The sequence below is a fragment of the Vreelandella sp. H-I2 genome, assembly GCF_052959335.1.
In genome coordinates, this window is sequence record NZ_JBRAMC010000004.1 from 372,301 (window position 1) to 390,140 (window position 17,840).

Here is a 17,840-nt window from a genome sequence, read left to right on the forward strand (position 1 = left end):
CTATATCGCATCCAATGTTTAAAGCTGGAGATTGCTATGAACCTCGAACGCTTTCCACGTTACCCGCTCACCTTTGGCCCCTCTCCCATTACGCCGCTCAAGCGGCTAAGCGAACATTTAGGCGGTGAAGTAGAGCTCTACGCCAAGCGCGAAGACTGCAACAGCGGCCTGGCCTTTGGCGGCAACAAAACGCGCAAGCTGGAGTACCTGATTCCTGAAGCGCTGGAAAAGGGCTGCGATACGCTGGTATCGATTGGCGGCATTCAATCCAACCAGACCCGCCAGGTTGCCGCTGTGGCCGCTCACCTGGGTATGCAGTGCGTACTTGTTCAGGAGAACTGGGTTAACTACTCTGATGCGGTGTATGACCGCGTGGGCAATATCGAGATGTCCCGCATCATGGGCGCCGATGTGCGCATGGATGACGCGGGGTTCGATATCGGCATTCGCCCCAGTTGGGAGCAGGCGATGGAGGATGTTCGCCAGCGCGGTGGTAAGCCCTTCCCCATCCCTGCAGGCTGTTCAGAGCACCCTTACGGCGGCTTAGGCTTTGTAGGCTTTGCTGAAGAGGTGCGTCTGCAGGAGAAAGAACTGGGCTTCACGTTTGACTATATCGTGGTGTGCTCGGTCACCGGCAGCACCCAGGCGGGCATGGTGGTGGGATTTGCCGCCGATGGCCGTTCCCAGCGAGTGATTGGCATTGACGCCTCTGCCAAGCCTGAGCAAACCCGTGAACAGATCCTGCGCATTGCGCGCAATACGGCCGAGCTGGTGGAATTGGAAGGTGGTATTAGCGATGACGATGTCATTTTGGACACCCGCTACGGCGGCCCCGAGTACGGTCTGCCCAACGAAGGCACGCTGGAAGCCATTCGCCTGTGTGCCCGCCTGGAAGGTGTCCTCACCGACCCCGTTTACGAAGGTAAATCCATGCACGGCATGATCGACAGGGTGCGCAACGGTGAGTTTCCAGCGGGCTCCAAAGTTCTCTACGCCCACCTAGGCGGCGTACCAGCGCTGAATGCATACAGCTTCCTGTTTCGGAATGGTTGAGCCATTCCAGTAGTTCACCAGAACCGCCTGAACGATGAACTTCGATCAGGCGGCAGCACATCCTCAAGCACTTCCAGCACTAAAATAATCGCGCAAGAAACTTACCAATCAATCCCCCCTTTCTAACCAATCCTGTGCTTTCGCAAATACCTTTCATGGCTTTCAACCCAACCTGTCGATAAGATCCATAGTGAGCCATCACGAGCTTTCAAATCGTTGTGTTAAATATTAGTTTCCAAAAGGATGGACTCCATGCGCGATGATGAAAAATATACCAACGCAGAGGAGCAGCTGCTCTATCTTCAAAAACTGCTAGATGAAGAAGATACATCCGCCCTAAAAGAGCTATTCACTGAGCTCGATATCTTATCGATTGCACGCACACTGGAGTCTTTTCCCGCTAAAACCCGAGATATGCTTTGGGAATACATCCCTGAAGAAATAATTGGTGAAGTGCTAGCAGAAGTCGATGAAGGCATTCGTGCTGACTATGTAGAAGACCTATCGGCCAGCGACGTAGAGCAAATTGTTAAAGGCTTGGATGCTCAAGACGCTGCAGAAGTATTAGATGTTGCTGACGAGGCGATAAAAACCAGCGTTTACGCCAGCTTAGATCAGAACATTCGCGCACAGGTGGAGAACCTTCACGCCTATGAGGAAGATGTCGTCGGGCGTTATATGGACCCCGAGACAGTCAATGTAAAGCAAGGCGTCTCATTAGAAGCGGTACAGCGATATATTCGAATTCACCACCTGCTCGACGAAGAATCGCAGCAAATAATGATCACCGACAAGGATAAGCGTTTACTCGGCACACTGACCCTGATTGATTTAATCAAGCAGCCACAAGAAACCGTGGTGGATGATTATATGGATGATCCGTTTACCTTAAATGATCAAATGAAGGTCAGTGATGCTGCCGTGTTGTTGCGCTCTAAAGAGCTCCCTTTTGTGCCGGTATGCGATAGCGACGGATTATTGGTCGGGCAGCTAAATGCTGCCGACGTATTAGAAATCACCCAAGATGATGCCGACATGACGCTCAAGCATATGTCAGGCGTTAGTGATGAAGAAGAGGTATTCACGCCGATTGTGCGCAGCGCGAAAAGCCGCGGTATTTGGCTGGGCATTAATTTACTGACCGCTTTTTTAGCGGCCTTCGTTATTGGCCAATTCGAAGCGGTATTGGATCAAATTGTGGCATTAGCCATCTTGATGCCTGTCGTCGCGAGCATGGGCGGGATCGCGGGAAGCCAAACCCTCACCGTTGTCATACGTGGTTTAGCGCTAGGACAACTCGCCGGTAACAATAAACGCTGGCTGTATAATAAAGAGATGTGGGTAGGAATGAGTAATGGCCTAGTGTGGGCACTGGTAGTCGGCGGCATCTCTTATCTATGGTTTAACGATCCGCTGATTACCTTAGTGATAACACTCGCCATCTTTATCAATATGAGCCTAGCCAACTTATCGGGCGTGTTAATTCCACTGGTATTGAAAAGGCTGCAAATCGACCCGGCGTTATCGGGTGCCGTGATTTTAACCACCGTAACTGATGTGGTCGGCTTTTTGTCGTTCTTAGGGCTCGCCACGCTGATTATTTTATAATCAATGCGCCTGTACTGTGTGTGATAGTTGAGACATCACTCCATTTGCCTGCTAACGTTTGCCCAGTACTATGCTTTGCAACCCCGCCTTACGCGGGGTTTTCGCATTGAATCTTTTAATAACTGGTTACCAAGGACTATCCATGCTCCCCGACTACTCCGTCATCGCCTGGTTGTTAATTGCATTTTCCGTTTACCTGACCGGCGTTTCAAAAGGCGGTTTCGCGGGTGGTTTTGGCACGCTCTCGGTGCCGCTCATGGCACTGGCGATTAGCCCAACCCAAGCGGCAGGGCTACTGCTGCCGCTACTGCTGGTGATGGACGTGTTTGCCGTCAAAGCGTGGTGGGGCAAGCATGATATGACCGAAGTGTGGCGCTTTGTGCCGGGCTTGTTTGTCGGCGTGGCGGTGGGAACATTGTTGTTTGGCAGCCTGAGCGAACAAGGCTTACGCCTGACGCTCGGCATTATCACCCTGCTGTTCGCCGCTTATATGGTGCTCAAGCCCGTTGCCAAGAAACCTATCTCCACCCGCTGGGCATTGCCAGCTGCAAGTGTCTGCGGCTTTACCAGCTTTATGGCCCACGCAGGCGCGCCGCCGCTAAACGTGTATCTACTGCCGCGTAAACTATCGAAAGAGACGTTTATCGCTACCTGCGCAGTGACCTTTGCCGTAGTCAACGTGATCAAGTTAGCGCCCTATATGTGGCTTGGCGAGATCAACGTCACCAGCGCCTGGGCGTCGCTGCTGCTGGTGCCCATCGCCTGGATCGGCGTGCGCAACGGCCTCTGGCTGCAAAGTCGCGTCAACGAGACGCTCTTCTACCGGCTGGTGATTTTAGCCATGTTTTTAGTTGGGTTTAATCTGATTTGGCAGGCGCTGACATAGGGCCTGTGGCGGAGAGCCTGACGTGACTCTAGGTATTCGCCAATCTAACCGCCGCCATCCTTCAACGCTCGCCACCTCAGCCAGCACGGGGTCGGGGTTGACCGCCACCGGGCAATCCACGTACTGCAGCAGCGGGAGGTCGTTGCGGGAGTCTGAGTAAAAAGTGGTGTGACTGGGAGTAATCTGCTGCTCGACCAACCACTGCTTCAGGCGCAGCACTTTGCCGCCGCGATAGGAAAAAATGCCTTCGCTACCACCGGTATAACGCGCGTCTTCATTGATGCCGTGCTCGATGCTCAGCTCTACCGCAAGCACGTGCTCGATCCCTAGAGTTTCCGCAATGGGCTGCACTAGATGCCGCGCAGAAGCAGAAATCAACAGCAGGGTATCGCCTGCCTGGCGATGCGTTTCCAGGCAGGCCCAGGCTTGTTCAAAAATTCGCGGCTGTAGGTGCGTGGCGACAAACCGCTCGACCTCTTTTTGCACATCCGTTACCCGGCGCCCGCGCAACGGCGCCAGGGTCATGGCTAAATACTCTTCAAGCTTTAGCTTGCCCGCGTGATAGGCCTGGTGCATTTGCTCGGCACGCGCCATAAAGGCGTCGGCATCGCTGACCCAACCTTGCTCTATCATCCATAAATTCCAGCGGTCGCTGCAGTCTCCATCCAGGAGGGTGTCATCAAGATCAAACAGGGCCAGGCGCATGGGAGCACTCCTTTCATCGCGGGTTGGCGGCGCGTAGGGTATGCCAACATTGATGACAGGACGATGACGCTCCTATCGCGGTTAAATGGCTAAGTAGTCAAAGGTCAGTGTTAACGGGTCATGGCCTCGGGCAGATAGAGCGCAATGCCGGGGAAGATATGCATTAAGGCAATCGCCAGTAGCATTAATAAAAAGAACGGCAGCGTGGCGCGCGTAATGGTCAAGATATCTTTACCAGTCAGCCCTTGAATCACAAACAGATTGAAACCAACGGGTGGGGTAATCTGCGACATTTCGACGACGATCACCAAATAGATACCAAACCAGATGAGATCAAATCCTGCCGCACTCACCAGCGGCATGATGATCGCCGTGACCAGCAAAATCAGCGAAATACCGTCAAGAAAGCAGCCCATCACTAGCAGCAACAAGGTAAGCGCAATCAACAGCATGGTGGGCGACAGACCCATTTCACCAATCGCCTGAGCGAGCTTCATCGGCACCTGGGTAAAGCCCATGGCCGATGTCAGGAAAGACGCCCCCGCAATGATGAAAGCAATCATGCAGGCGGTACGCACCGCGGCAAACAGCGAGCTTTTGAAAATATTGCGATCAAAATGACCATTGAAGCGGGCAATCACGATCGACAGTACCACACCGACTGCAGCAGCCTCGGTGGGAGACGCCAAGCCGCCATAGATCGAGAAGATAATGCCGCCAATTAGCAGCAGAATGGGCATTAGCGACCAGGTATTGCGTAACTTTTCGCCAAAGCTCATTCCCGACTCATCTTCTCCGGTCAACCCTTCACGGTTGCCTTTGAGCAGTGCCCACACGATGAGATAGCTCATGAAGAGCGCCAGGATCATCAGGCCGGGGCCGATACCCGCCATAAACAGCCTGGAGATCGACTGTTCGGTGACCACGCCGTAGACGATCAGGACGATGGAAGGCGGAATCAGCAGCCCCAAGGTCGAAGCACTGGCCAGCGTACCAATCGCCATGTTGCTGTCGTAGCCGCGCCGTTCAAGCTCCGGCAGCGTCATCTTGCCCACAGTGGCACAGGTGGCCGCTGAAGACCCGCACACGGCCGCAAACATGCCGCTGCCAATGATATTGGTATGTAGCAAGCGCCCGGGCAGGCGGTTTAACCAGGGTGACAGGCCGCGAAACATATTATCGGCAAGCCCCGAACGAAAAAGGATCTCGCCCATCCAGATAAACATGGGCAGCGCCGTCAGGTCCCAGCCGTAACTCGCCCCCCAGAAATCGGAGGCCAGAATTGAAGCCGGTGAAAAGGAGCTAAAGAACTCGAGCGCTATCCAGGCAGTACCGATCAACGCGAAGGCGATCCATACTCCGCTCCCCAGTAGCAGCACAAGTGTAAAAATGGTGGCGAGACTTAGTAGTAGCACGAGGATCTCTCCGATTTAAGGGGCAGAAACGCTTGTCGCAAAAGCGCAGTTAAAAGAGAGATAGCTAAAAGCGGGGGTCTTAGAAAAAATAGTAAGGCCATCATTTAATACCCCTCGCTGTCATCTGGGGCCGACGCTTCGCGAAAACTCGAGGGGTCGCGAATGGCAGTTTTTAGCGCCATCAATAAGGCTTCAGCCAGAGCTAAACAGAGCAAGCCGACGCTGAACGCTAGCACGAGCTGGGGGATCCACAGTGGGATCGACACAAATCCCGAAGAGACATCGTTGTACTGAATGCTCTCGCGCGCCAAGCCAACCAAGCCGTAACTGAGCATCAGGCTAATCGCGAGCGCAATCATCAGGCAGAAGACTTCAAACCACACACGGATTGCCGGTGGTAGACGGGTAATCAGCAGCGTCACGCGAATATGGGCGTGATGCACAAAGGTGTAGGCCAAACCAAGAAAGGTCGCACCGACTAATAAGTAAGACGCAATTTCTGAAACGCCGGTAATGCTCATGCCTAGCCGGCTCACACCCACCAGCACCAGCAGCGCATCTACCAAGCGGAAGGTCACCTGGAGTGCTATCAGCGCACAGATAGCCACCATGCACGCCGCCGCCCCCCAAGCACCGAGGCGATAGAGTTTGTCGAATTTAAACGTCATGTTCGCAGCCTCATAAAGCGCGCGGAAAAAGCAGGGGCGGAGGCGTTGCCGCGGCCCCTGCAAGAGACAATGATTCGGCTATTAGCTGTCGCGTTGCTCGCGGTAAGTTTCCAGCGCCTGCTTGGCTTCATCGTCGGCGCGAGACTGCCAATCTTCAAACAGCTCATCACCAGCGGCTTGCAGCGCCTCTGAAACGGCTTCGTTTGGCTCAGAAACTGAAATACCGTTCTCTTCCAATGCCTCCAGGCTTGCCTGGTTATCTTCGCGGCTCATTTCCCAGCCACGTTTTTCAGCCTCAGCGGCGGCTTCCATCAGGGCTTCCTGGGTCGCTTCATCCAGGCCATCGAAACTGCGCTGGCTGATGAAAACAATGTTCTTGGGCAACCACAGGTTAGCGTCGGTGTAGTCGGTGACATAGTCCCAAGCCGCCATAGAGTTGCCGGTAGAGCTCGAGGTAATCATGGCGTCCACACGGCCAGTGCTGAAGGCGGTCGGGATATCAGACTCTTCGGTTTCCGTGGGGCTACCGCCCAGGTTGTCGACGAAACGCTGGGTATTGATGTTGGGTGCACGCACACGCAGTCCTTCAAACTGCTCAGGGTCGGTGAGCGGCTCTGACGTGTAGATTCCTTGCGCAGGCCAGGCGACCGCGTAAAGCGGAATCAACCCTTCATAGGCGAATAGCTCGGTGATCATGGGCTTGGTGGCTTCCCACAATGCGTAAGCATCATCGTAGCTGCCGGCGACCCCTGGCAGTGTGTCCACTTCGAAAATGGGATCATCATTGGAAAGTACCGAGAGGAAGACTTCGCCCGCATCAATGGTGCCCCGACGAACCGACGGCTTGATTTCGCCATGCGATACCAACGAGCCGCCGCTATGTACGGTAATGGTTAACTCGCCATCGGTAGCTTCGGCCACGTCCTCGGCGAACTGCTTGTTGTTTTGGGTGTGAAAGCTGGCATCACCGTAAGGTGTGGCCATGGTCCACTCTGCGGCGTGCGCCGTGACCGTTAAACCGCAGGCGGTGGCCAGAAGCAGTGTGGAAGTTAATGTTTTGCGCATTGTGAGAACCCTCTTATTTCTATTAATAGTATGGTGCTAACAGTGTGGTGCTTTGGTGGTACCAGAGAAGGCGCGGGTGGCAACCCAACGCCCGGAGAAAAGTGTTGTGGTCATATCGGCACGGCGCGCTTGTGCATAGCGGCAAGCACACTCTTGGGCCAAGCGGGCAACACCGCGACAAAAGCGCGGATGGTTAGCGTGACGCCATATCACATCATAGTGCATCGCCGGTAACGGCACCGGCAGTTCAAGCCGGTAAAGCTCCCCTCGCTGCCACTCTTCCAGCACAGTGGCCACCGGCAAGGCACCAATCCCCAACCCTTCAGTGGTCATGCGGACTATCGTCATCAACGTGCTGACGCTGTGAATACGTGGGCTGGCCACGCCCTGCTCTGCCAGGTAGTTCACCAGTTCCGTATAGGGGCGCGCCAGCTTGCCAAAGGAGATAAATGGCAGCTGCCTGCCCCAGATGTCGGCACTTTCGCTGAGCAACGGCGCGTGCCGGGGGGAGACGAACATGCCCATCTCATAAGGGCTCAATGATTCATAATCGATCTGCTTCCGGGGTGAATATCCATTCATCGCCAGCACGATATCCAATTCGTTGCCGAGTAGCCGCTCATTGAGCACCGGCGAATAATCCACCGTCAGTTCGATGGTCAGGCGCGGATAGCGCTCGGTAAGCCGGCGCATAAACTCGGGAAACCAGCTATGGGCAATGGTTTCAATCGTGCCGAGCCGCAATGGTGCAGAAAACGCCTCTTCATCATCGAAAAGCCTCATCGCCTCGTCACGCTGGTGCAGCATTCGCTCCGCATGCACAAAGAACTCACGTCCACGCATGGTGGGCTGAATGGGCCGGGCGGCACGTTCTAGCAGTAGCTCCCCCACGGCGGTTTCAAGACGTGAAATACGTTCAGAAACCGAGGGTTGGGTCAGGTGCAAACGGGTCGCCGCCTTACGGAAGGAGCCCAGCCTCACCGCCCATACAAACGCCTCAAGTTCCTTAAAATCGAGCATAGTGACACGCCTACGAATGACTTTTGAGAGTGACTAAGCGCCGTCTTGCTGACACGCAACGCTGACGGCTGGGTGCTGATGCTCGTGAACACAAGATCACTATGCAACGTCGAGACCACCTTCGGCAGCGCTGTTTCACCAACGTTATTATCACGCCCCGCGCTTACTGTGATAAGCGTATCGTGCCCAAGCGTCAACTATTTTTCCACCAAATAACAATATGATAGGAGGGCCCGATAGTTAGTATCGTCAAAAACGATTGGCACTCAGGATGCCGTGTTCATATATTGGTGTTGGATTTTATTTCAACATCAGCCACGTGCAAGCACCCACTGCATCAACGACAGGAGTCGCTATGGCCATTCCCCTGCTTAATTGCGATATGGGCGAAAGTTTCGGCAACTGGACTATTGGTTTAGATGCCGAGGCGATGCCCTATGTCGATTGCGCCAACATCGCCTGTGGCTTCCACGCGTCTGACCCCCATGTGATGCGCCGCACCGTCAAGCTAGCGGTACAAAATGACGTACGCATTGGCGCGCACCCGGGTTACCCTGATTTGATGGGTTTTGGGCGCCGTTCCATGGCCTGCTCGGCCGAAGAAGCGGAAGATATGGTGCTCTACCAGGTTGGCGCCCTGGCAGGCATTTGCCAAGCCGAAGGCGCACGGCTCAGCTACATCAAACCCCACGGGGCGCTGTATAACGATATGGCTGCCAACCCGGCGCTACTCGAAGGCGTCATGCGCGCCGTGCGTGCTTACGATGCCAGCCTGCCATTAATGATCATGTCGACCGCCAATCCCGAGCCGCACCGCGAGCTAGCCGCTAAATTGGGTATTACCCTGTGGTTCGAAACCTTTGCCGACCGCGCTTACGACGCCAATGGTCATCTGGCTTCGCGCCGGTTACCCAACGCCGTGCACCACGACCAGACCACCATCGTAAACCAAGCGGTCATACTGGCCAAAGGCGAGCCGCTCACCGCACTCGACGGCACTACGCTGCATTTACCCTGCGATACGCTCTGCGTTCATGGCGATAACCCCGAGTCAGTGGCGGCCGTGCGCGCCATTCGCGAGGCCTTTCAGGCGCTGGAGCAGGCGTGAAACCCATTACTGAAAAAAAAGCTGAAAGAAGCACTAACGTACGTGTTGAAACCGCCGCCATGGATGCCCTGATGGTGCGACTGTTCGACACCATCGACGAAGCCAATATGGCCTGGGTGATCGCCGCCGACCAAGCGCTGCGCGGTGCTTTCGGGGCCGCTTTGATTGATCTGGTGCCCTCCTATACCACGCTACTCGTGCACTACGACTGTGAACAACTGGACCACAGCGCGGCCTGCCAGCTGATCAACCAGGCGCTTTCCGGGCTATCCCCCGCAGACACCCAGGCGGGGGAGCTACACGATATTCCCGTGTGGTATGACGAAAGCGTCGGACCCGAGCTGCCCCTGGTCGCTAAACGCGCGGGCTTGAGTGTCGACGAGCTGATCCAGCAGCATTGTAACCATGACTACTGCGTGTTCGCGCTGGGCTTCGCGCCCGGCTATGGCTTTATGGGACTAGTAGACGAAGCGCTGGCCACGCCACGCCTGAAAACCCCGCGTCGCAAGGTAGCCGCTGGCAGCGTCGGTATCGCCGACCGGCAAACGGCGATCTACCCGCTGCTCTCGCCGGGAGGATGGAACATTCTGGGCCGCACCAACGTGCCACTATTCGAATACGCCAAGCGCGGTGAACCACTGTTTCGCCCTGGCGATAAGGTGCGCTTTAGAGCAATCTCCCGCGAGGAGTTTGAAGCGGACGGTGGTGATACCACGCCCATGGAGGAGCGGCCATGAATCAAGTCGCCATGAAAGAACCACGAACAGGGATGGTTGTTAAACAGGCGGGGCCGCTGGCACTGATCCAGGATGCCGGGCGCTTTGGGGTTGGTCACCTAGGGGTTACCCAAGGCGGTGCCGCCGACTGGATCTCATTTCGCTGGGCCAACTGGCTCTTGGGTAACACACCCCACAGCGCCGCGCTGGAAATTATCATGGGTGGCGGTTTGAGCTTGGAAACCGAAAGCGAAGTGCGCCTGGCGCTGACTGGCGCCGATCTGGATGCCCAATTGGATGGCAAGCCGCTCGCGCCCAATGTCAGTTTTAAACTCCTACCCGGCCAGCGTTTGGTATTTCGCCAGCCGCGCCAAGGTTTGCGTGCTTATCTCGCCTTCCCAGGCGGGCTGAATGCACCGGAAGTGCTGGGTAGCCGCGCCTGCACCGCCCGCGAGCAACTGGGCGGCCTGCACGAAGATGGCAAACCGCTAAAAGCGGGTGACCGCTTGACCTGGAAAGGCGCCGCCCCGGCGGTTCGACGTATCGCTGAAGGGCAAGGGCTTCAGATGCCAGCGACGAACTGTCGCTTACCCATCGTGCTCGGTTCGCAAGTCGCCGCCTTCAGCGGCCGTTCTCTTTTCCAAGCCTTCAACCAACCGTGGACCGTGGATAACCGTGCCGATCGTATGGGCGTGCGGCTGACAGGCCCCGCCCTGCACGGCTCCCTGACGGGCATCATTTCCGAAGGCATTCCGCTGGGAGCGGTACAGATCCCGCCAGACGGCCAGCCCATCGTACTGATGAATGACCGCCAGACAATAGGCGGCTACCCGCGCCTGGGCGCCCTCACGCCAAGCGCCTGCGCCACCCTGGCCCAGTGCCTGCCCGGCACCCAGGTATGGCTGACGCCGGTCAGCGCCAGCCAAGCGCAAGAGGATTATCGCAAGCAGTTAATGGTTTGGCATTAAACCTGAAAAGCCCCCGAGCGGGGGCTTTTGTCAGAATCACTCCTTATTGATGTATTAGCCTCTCGCCATCTGCAGCTCTTTAACGACGATATCGCCGTCAACGACGATGGGCTCGTCATCCAGGAAGAGGGAGCAGTTGCGCATCGGAATATCCAGATGGCAGGCAGTATCGTTAGACCCGCCCAGCTCGCTGTTCGGGCCGGTGGAGAACATCACGTTGCCATAAAAGCTGCGTGGCTCCATTCCCATGCCTCCCGGAAACTCCCCCGGCACCATGCGATGCCATTTGGCGTTCGGGTTCATGCCCCAACCCACATGGCTCATGCCCATGCCGCGCGGGTCATTGAAGCTATCCATATAGGACTTCACTAGCTCGGCATCGAGCCCGCCGCGTATATCGGTAATCCAGCCCTTTTCGATGGTGTAGGTAAAGGGCTCTCTGACATACATGTTCTGGGGTAGCAGAATGTCACCCGGCGCCACCACAATGGTGCCATCAACACCATCGTCGTCACCGCCGGTAAAGACAAAGCCAGAGGGCCAGTGATCCCAACGTCCCGGCTCATCGGTACAGGCATATTCAGCAACCGTCTCATAAGTATTCAGTTGGTAGGTAACGTCGGTGCCATGGGGTGAGGTGATGCGCATCACTTTGGCTTTTTCCAGCAGCGCGGCGGCCAGTTCGACCTTTTCCCTTAACTCCTTGGTGGGCAGCATTCTGGCCAGCAGCTCCGGCGGCTCAACCGCCGTTAGTATGCGCGTACCTGCGGCTTGAATCGCCATTTGCTCAGGCGAGAACAAGAGGAAAATACAGTCGATCAGCATGTCACAGTTCTTTAGCGCTTCCACCGCATCGGGCATGCTGGCAAGTCCCGTTGCTCCCACGGCCCAGCCACCTGTCGGTAACGGCGCGGGCAACCGCATGTGGTACATGTTGGCGCCCAGGCGTTGCCCTGCCGCCATAAAGGCATCCGCATAATCAAGGCGTTCGCTGCCCTGGGTCAACACGACGAGTTTTTCGCCTTCATGTACGCCGGACATTTTTAGCTGATGGAGGCAAATTTCAGCAAAGCTTGCGTGATCCATAAAGTCTCCTAACTCCCCAGGCGAAAGCACAGCTATTGCGTACCGGGAAGTGTTAGCTGAGAGCGCTCGTGCTCGCCTTTGGGCACACCAAGCGCTCTATGGTGTTATCGGTTCAAAGCTGAACGTCAATTAGGCAGCCGCCTCTTTCGTCGCTTGATCGGTGGTAGTACGGCGCTTTTTACCCAGCTCTTCCGCGATGGCGGTAAAGAAGGCGTCCGAAGAGGCTTGATGAGGCTTGGTCATAAGGCTAACGCCAACAAACAGCACGCTAGCGACCACAATGCCCCATACGCCAGCGGGCAGGCCCAGCAGTGAATTGCCAGTGGCATACATCAGCAGTACAAAGGCGCTGGTGCCCACCACGCTTACCAGTGCACCGACGCCAGTACCGCGCTTCCAGTAGAAGGCACCGATAAGTGCGGGCACCATGGCTACCAGACCAGAGGAAGCAGCCACCGACAGCACCGCAATAAGATCAAGCTGCAGCTCAGCAAAGGCCAGTGCCATCAGTGCAATCACCGGCACTACGAACTTGCCCACCAGCAGTTGGCGCTTTTCACTGACGTTCGGTTTAACGTTCGCATAGACGTCGCGGGAGACCATGGACGCCAGCGTCAGCATGATCGAATCGATGGTAGAGACGGCGGCGGCCATGATGCCGATCATCACGATCACCCCTAATACTGGCGGTACAAACTCCGAGGCCAGCAACGTGGGCGTGGCCAAATCCGCACTTGCAAGGTTAGGGAAGGCCGCTAAGGCGGAGAACCCCCACAGCACGGAGACCATGGTGTAGATAAAACCAAACACCAGGAAGCCAATCAGCATGTGGCGCATGGAGCGCAGCGAAGAGGGCATAAACAGGCGTTGACTGACTTGTGGGTTGGAGATACTAAAGAAGAACCAGGGAATGGTGAGCCCCAGGAAAGTGACAAAGCTGAACAGGCCAGGGCCAGGCACCGTCAGCGACTGAGGGTGCTCTGTTGCCAGCGTATCGAATAGTGCGCCGAAACCACCCAAGCCCTGGATCACCAGGAAGGCCACCAGCGTCGAGGCGACAATCATCATGATGGCCTGGAGCGAGTCGGTCCACATCACCGAACGAATACCCGCGATGTAGGAGAAAAAGATGGCGATGACAGTGGCCAGCACCACCCCGGTAGTAAAGGTAATCGCGCCGTCAGTAATACCCTGCAACAGGTAACCGACACCCGCGAGCTGAACGGCCGAGTAGGGAATCAGGAAGATACAGCTGGCAATCGAGACAGCCATGGCCACATGTTTGCTGTTGTAGCGGTGGCCGAGCATCTCACTGGGGGTTACAAAGCCAAACTTCTTGCCCACCGCCCAGAATTTGGGCCCGAAAATAGCCACCAGGGAAACCCCGGCAAAATAGATAATTTCAAAGCCTAGGGCGCCAACGCCGCCGGCATAGGTAAGACCTGCCAAACCCACCATCATAAACGCGCTATACGTCGTGGCACTGTAGCTCAGCGCGGAGACAAAGCCGTTCATTTGTCGGTTACCCAGGAAATATCCCGACATACTTTCGGAAGGGCCTTGGCGAGACATAATCGCAATGCCAATAGCGATCAATAAGTAGATGGCAATGGACCACCAGATGAGTGACTCAGTCATTGCTGTGCTCCTCAAAATCTTTAGTGATAAACACATTCAGCGCAATGATGGCCAACCCTGCCAACATCCAAAACAGGAAGCTTCCGTACCAGAGCGCTACACCGCTCAAAAGGGTATAAGGCACCAGGTAGCTCAGCAGGACCACTGCCCATACAAGCCATATCCATTTACTGCGTTTCATAATCCACCTCGTTTTATTACGTCAGGGAAAAGAGTGAGTGTTGTTGTGGTGAGGCTGGCGTAAATCAGCGATACGTTGTTTTACTTTTTGCCAAGGCGCTTTCTCTGGGGCAAAACGCGCTCGGAGGTAGGTCGTCAAATCAGCGACCTGGGTATTACTAAAGCTGTCGGCAAAGCCTGGCATGCTACCAATACCGGGAACGTGTTCGGCGTGAACACCGCCCAAAATTGACTGAATAACGTTATCGGGATGATCGCTGTGCAAATTGGTATTCAGCGCCAGATTAGTGCTCGCCCTCGAAAAGGTAGGAACGCCAGAATCGACATGGCACGCCGCACAGGCGCCCTCGAAGAGCCGCTCCCCTGCCTCCATTTCTGTTGAGCTAACGGCTGCACTGATTACGCGCTGCGTAGCTTCCGCCATAGCCGCATCGCTATTACCTGTTGGCGCCTGCATCTGGGCGGCCACATAGTGAGCAATAGCCCGCACATCGTATTCAGGCAGCTCAGCCAGCCCCGCTACCACCGGGGCCATAGGGCCAGAGGCAACGCCGTGAAGCGCAGATTCACCGTGGCGCAGATAGTCGTAAAGCGATGTTTCACTCCACGGGATGGGCGCACGCGACAGCGTATTAAGCGGTGGCGCTTCCCAACCATCTACAAAGGCACCGGCAAAATACGACTCGCCGTTTTTCTCAGCGCCCATGGCATTGCGGGGACTATGGCAAGCGCTGCAGTGGCCTAATCCTTCGGCAAGGTAGGCTCCCCGGTTATACAGTTCGCTTTGCATGGGATCAGGTTGGAAAGGAGTTGCATCGTGATAAAGCGTATTCCAGCCTGCCATTAAGCTACGCACACTGAAGGGGAAAGTGAGCGCATTGGCGTTTTTTTCAGTCTCTACAGGAGGCTGAGCCATTAAGTAGGCGTAAAGCGCCTGTAAATCGGCATCACTGGTCTTGGCAAACGCTGTATAGGGGAACGCGGGATAAAGGTGGCTGCCATCACGGCTAATGCCGTGGCGCATGGCGCGCTCAAAGGCTGCGTAAGACCACTGACCAATCCCCGTCGCCTCATCCGGTGTAATGTTAGTGCTGTAGAGCGTCCCGAAAGGTGTCTCAAACCCACGCCCACCTGCATTGGTCACACCACCTTCTGTGGTATGACACGCCGCGCAGTCGCCTGTAGCCGCAACGAGTCGCCCGCGCTCAATGGTCTCGGCGGAATAGAGGTTGGCGGCTGGCCGTGAGACAGGCGCAATGGCCCCTTTCCATGGCCACGCCACGGCCGCAGTGCCCGCAATGGTGGTAAACGCTGCAGCGGCTAACCAGCGCCGGTTCATTGACCGCAGCGGTTTCAATTTAGATGGGCGCCCTGCCTCCTCAATGGACGAGGCTTCGAGTGCCTGGCGTACGCGATTGGCGGTAAACGGCGGTTGGCGAAAACGCAGGCCGGTGGCATCAAAAAGCGCATTGGCTATTACCGCAACACCCGGCGATAGCTCCGCCCCAGTTAATACGTCTTCACCGACGGTTTGATTAACACCTTCCTCAACAGGACTTGGCGAAGAAGCGCTGGCTGGTAATCCTGCTGAATATTCACTTTTAGTCAGCGTACGACTGCCGTCACCCCACTCATCGAAACTGGGCGCTTGCCCCAAAAGGGGGCGCGCCTCGCTCAATACCCGGGCCTGTAGCGTTTGCTGAAGGCGATCAGTATCCAAATCAGAGCCGACGTCCTGACCAACTACCAAACGGGTAAGCTGAACATCACCGGTAACACGATTGACCTCCACATCGGCAATCCAGGCAGAGCGCACTCCCGACTCCACGCGCTGATTCCGATCGGGCAGCTGAGAGTAGGCAAAGCCCCGCCCGCGCAGTAGATCCTGGGGTAAAGAGTTTGCTGATGAATTGAACGCCCTTTGCCACTCGGCCCGTTTAACAACGGACTCAATCAGCTCAATACCACGCGCATCGTCAAGATGTCGAAGCCGCAGCGCGACAGGGTCTTGGTCACTCTCGCGGGCAACCTCATCTAAAAAAGATTCCCGAGCGAACGTCTGCTGTATCCCCATCAAGGTAGAATTGGTGGAGAGCGAGTCTGGCTGGGAGCGTGCGGCAAGGTATTGGTCGCGAAATACATAGGGCGAGAACGGCGTTGTGTCTTGCTCGCCGGCGGTGGCCTCAGCGCTAGACGTTGTTATCGCGGCCCTACCACTTAACAACAACCCTACGGCAGCCACCTCTCCCGTGAGATTGGCCTGCTGATAGTGATAACGGGCTATCTCACCACTACTGGCAATATCCGCTTTTAGGCTAATTCGCTGCGCTTGGCCCAATGCCTGAACATCTTTGTCGTAGCGGGCATCAAGCCAAACGGCTATCGGGCCGCCCACCGCCCGCGACATCAACACCGCATCCACGGCGGCATCGTCACCGCAATGGCGACCCAGCCCAGAGGCCTGACTTGATGCGTGTACACCATCGGCGCTGTAAAGCTCAATCTGGCTAATATCCAGCGCGGTTAACCGGCTTAGATCCTGTTTAAGCGCCGCTGGGGTGGCGGTTTGCCCCCACACACTTAATTGTTGGTCGCGGCAATCGGCAATTACCCAGCTAGGGTGATTGCCCCAGCGCATGCGACTCGGCCATCCATACCCATGGTTCGAATGCGTGTATGACTGGCCAGGCTTAACAAGAGGCGATTCAGAGGGCGCTTGATCGCTTTCAGGCGCTTTTTCGGGCGTCTGGTGAACAGCCTGCCACTCAACCTTCAGTTGTTTAGCAGCATCGGTCGCCAAGGCCAAACTATCGGCAACCACCCCCACAAAATTCCCTTCCACCACGACTTCAATAGATGCTGACAGCGAAGCAATGCGGCTGCTATCGACGCCCACTAAGCGATCACTCTCAAAACGCTCGCCATTCCACCGGTAGTACGCTGGACGCACGACGACACCAAAACGTGACTGCGCAAGCAGCGCGGGGATGCCGGCCTGTTTTTGCTGGCCATGGAGCATCGGCCCTTCACTCATGAGGAGCCTCCTGCAACGCGGCCGCGTTAAGGATCACGGCACGCTCCGCTGCCTGGAGAATTTCAACATGGGTGCCACACCGGCAGAGGTTATGCTCTAAAGCGGTGCGAATCTGCTGCACAGAGGGTTGGGTATTATGATTTAGCAGCGCACGAATAGTGATGATCATGCCGTTCAAACAGTAGCCACACTGGGCTGCCTGAGCATCGATAAAGGCTTGTTGTACAGGATCAAGCTCACCGCCCTGGGAAAGACCATCAAGGGTGGTTACCTCATGACCAACGGCAGCAGACACGGGCAGCACGCAGGTGCGTGCGGCCATGCCATCAATCAATACGCTGCATGCCCCACACTCGCCTAAACCACAGCCATACTTGGGTCCATTGAGCGCCAGGTCGTTACGCAACACATTGAGCAATGGTGTCTGCGGCGGCACAGCCAGCTCGCGTTCTTGCCCATTGATAGTTAGCTTTAGCGTCATAGGGGATCATCATCGTTATTGTTAAGCCCGCCCTCTTGCTCTGAATAGGGCTTGGATATGACTTAGATATTACTAATAAACACCGCCTGCCAAACAAGCTTCGTAGCGCCTTAAACCCGCCTATTTTCATCTCCCTTTCACATACGGCCAATCGACTTGCACCAGCTAAGTGCAGAGCTAACATCCATCGAGCATTAAAGGTGCGTACG

Annotated in this window: 16 protein-coding genes; 6 read left to right on the plus strand and 10 right to left on the minus strand. The window is 55.8% G+C overall.

All coding sequences use genetic code 11. The features are described 5' to 3' along the window. Nucleotides 1–36: 36 nt before the first annotated feature. The 3 genes from ACUVOF_RS12455 (at nt 37) to ACUVOF_RS12465 (ending at nt 3,547) form a co-directional block, all read left to right on the plus strand. Nucleotides 37–1,053 (plus strand): 1-aminocyclopropane-1-carboxylate deaminase, encoded by a 1,017-nt coding sequence (locus tag ACUVOF_RS12455; RefSeq protein WP_447044662.1) that lies wholly within the window; start codon nt 37–39, stop codon nt 1,051–1,053. A gap of 252 nt (nt 1,054–1,305) precedes the next feature. After that, nucleotides 1,306–2,661 (plus strand): magnesium transporter, encoded by a 1,356-nt coding sequence (gene mgtE, locus ACUVOF_RS12460; protein WP_447044663.1) that lies wholly within the window; start codon nt 1,306–1,308, stop codon nt 2,659–2,661. Between the two features lie 142 nt (nt 2,662–2,803). Further along, entirely contained in the window at nt 2,804–3,547 is a 744-nt protein-coding gene (locus ACUVOF_RS12465) for a sulfite exporter TauE/SafE family protein (RefSeq protein WP_447044664.1), read from the plus strand. Here the strand turns inward: ACUVOF_RS12465 and ACUVOF_RS12470 are convergent. The 5 genes from ACUVOF_RS12470 to ACUVOF_RS12490 form a co-directional block, all read right to left on the minus strand. Further along, nucleotides 3,509–4,252 (minus strand): HAD family hydrolase, encoded by a 744-nt coding sequence (locus ACUVOF_RS12470; RefSeq protein ID WP_447044665.1) that lies wholly within the window; start codon nt 4,250–4,252, stop codon nt 3,509–3,511. The two genes, ACUVOF_RS12465 and ACUVOF_RS12470, sit on opposite strands and share 39 nt — an antisense overlap. A gap of 110 nt (nt 4,253–4,362) precedes the next feature. After that, nucleotides 4,363–5,667 (minus strand): TRAP transporter large permease, encoded by a 1,305-nt coding sequence (locus ACUVOF_RS12475; protein ID WP_113270980.1) that lies wholly within the window; start codon nt 5,665–5,667, stop codon nt 4,363–4,365. 104 nt (nt 5,668–5,771) lie between these two features. After that, complete coding sequence (locus tag ACUVOF_RS12480; protein WP_447044666.1) at nt 5,772–6,335, minus strand: TRAP transporter small permease; 564 nt, start codon at nt 6,333–6,335, stop codon at nt 5,772–5,774. 81 nt (nt 6,336–6,416) lie between these two features. After that, entirely contained in the window at nt 6,417–7,400 is a 984-nt protein-coding gene (locus tag ACUVOF_RS12485) for a TRAP transporter substrate-binding protein (protein ID WP_447044667.1), read from the minus strand. Nucleotides 7,401–7,436: 36 nt separating this feature from the next. Then, the gene (locus ACUVOF_RS12490) at nt 7,437–8,420 is read right to left on the minus strand and encodes a LysR family transcriptional regulator (protein ID WP_447044668.1); all 984 of its coding nucleotides are present in this window, start codon (nt 8,418–8,420) and stop codon (nt 7,437–7,439) included. Between the two features lie 355 nt (nt 8,421–8,775). On the opposite strand from ACUVOF_RS12490, the gene ACUVOF_RS12495 reads away from it, so the two are divergent. Genes ACUVOF_RS12495 through ACUVOF_RS12505 form a run of 3 tightly spaced genes read left to right on the plus strand, consistent with a single transcriptional unit; the run spans nt 8,776 to nt 11,212 of the window. Further along, nucleotides 8,776–9,528: a 5-oxoprolinase subunit PxpA gene (locus tag ACUVOF_RS12495; protein WP_447044669.1), complete on the plus strand. Its 753-nt coding sequence runs from the start codon at nt 8,776–8,778 to the stop codon at nt 9,526–9,528. Further along, nucleotides 9,525–10,265, plus strand: a complete 741-nt coding sequence (pxpB, locus tag ACUVOF_RS12500) for a 5-oxoprolinase subunit PxpB (RefSeq protein ID WP_447044670.1) — start codon at nt 9,525–9,527, stop codon at nt 10,263–10,265. The genes ACUVOF_RS12495 and pxpB overlap by 4 nt, the downstream gene beginning before the upstream one ends. Then, on the plus strand, nt 10,262–11,212 hold the full coding sequence (locus tag ACUVOF_RS12505) for a 5-oxoprolinase subunit C family protein (protein ID WP_447044671.1): 951 nt from the start codon (nt 10,262–10,264) through the stop codon (nt 11,210–11,212). Before pxpB ends, ACUVOF_RS12505 begins: the two co-directional genes overlap by 4 nt. A 54-nt stretch (nt 11,213–11,266) precedes the next feature. On the opposite strand, the gene ACUVOF_RS12510 is transcribed toward ACUVOF_RS12505, so the two are convergent. The 5 genes from ACUVOF_RS12510 to ACUVOF_RS12530 form a co-directional block, all read right to left on the minus strand. Further along, nucleotides 11,267–12,298: a leucyl aminopeptidase gene (locus tag ACUVOF_RS12510; protein WP_447044672.1), complete on the minus strand. Its 1,032-nt coding sequence runs from the start codon at nt 12,296–12,298 to the stop codon at nt 11,267–11,269. Nucleotides 12,299–12,427: 129 nt separating this feature from the next. Beyond that, the gene (locus ACUVOF_RS12515) at nt 12,428–13,936 is read right to left on the minus strand and encodes a sodium:solute symporter family protein (RefSeq protein WP_447044673.1); all 1,509 of its coding nucleotides are present in this window, start codon (nt 13,934–13,936) and stop codon (nt 12,428–12,430) included. Next, nucleotides 13,929–14,117: a hypothetical protein gene (locus ACUVOF_RS12520; protein WP_022521540.1), complete on the minus strand. Its 189-nt coding sequence runs from the start codon at nt 14,115–14,117 to the stop codon at nt 13,929–13,931. The genes ACUVOF_RS12515 and ACUVOF_RS12520 overlap by 8 nt, the downstream gene beginning before the upstream one ends. 21 nt (nt 14,118–14,138) lie before the next feature. Further along, nucleotides 14,139–17,150, minus strand: coding sequence for a c-type cytochrome (locus ACUVOF_RS12525; protein ID WP_447044674.1), 3,012 nt, complete (start codon nt 17,148–17,150; stop codon nt 14,139–14,141). Next, nucleotides 17,143–17,631 (minus strand): (2Fe-2S)-binding protein, encoded by a 489-nt coding sequence (locus ACUVOF_RS12530; RefSeq protein ID WP_447044675.1) that lies wholly within the window; start codon nt 17,629–17,631, stop codon nt 17,143–17,145. The genes ACUVOF_RS12525 and ACUVOF_RS12530 overlap by 8 nt, the downstream gene beginning before the upstream one ends. Between the last annotated feature and the right edge of the window lie 209 nt (nt 17,632–17,840).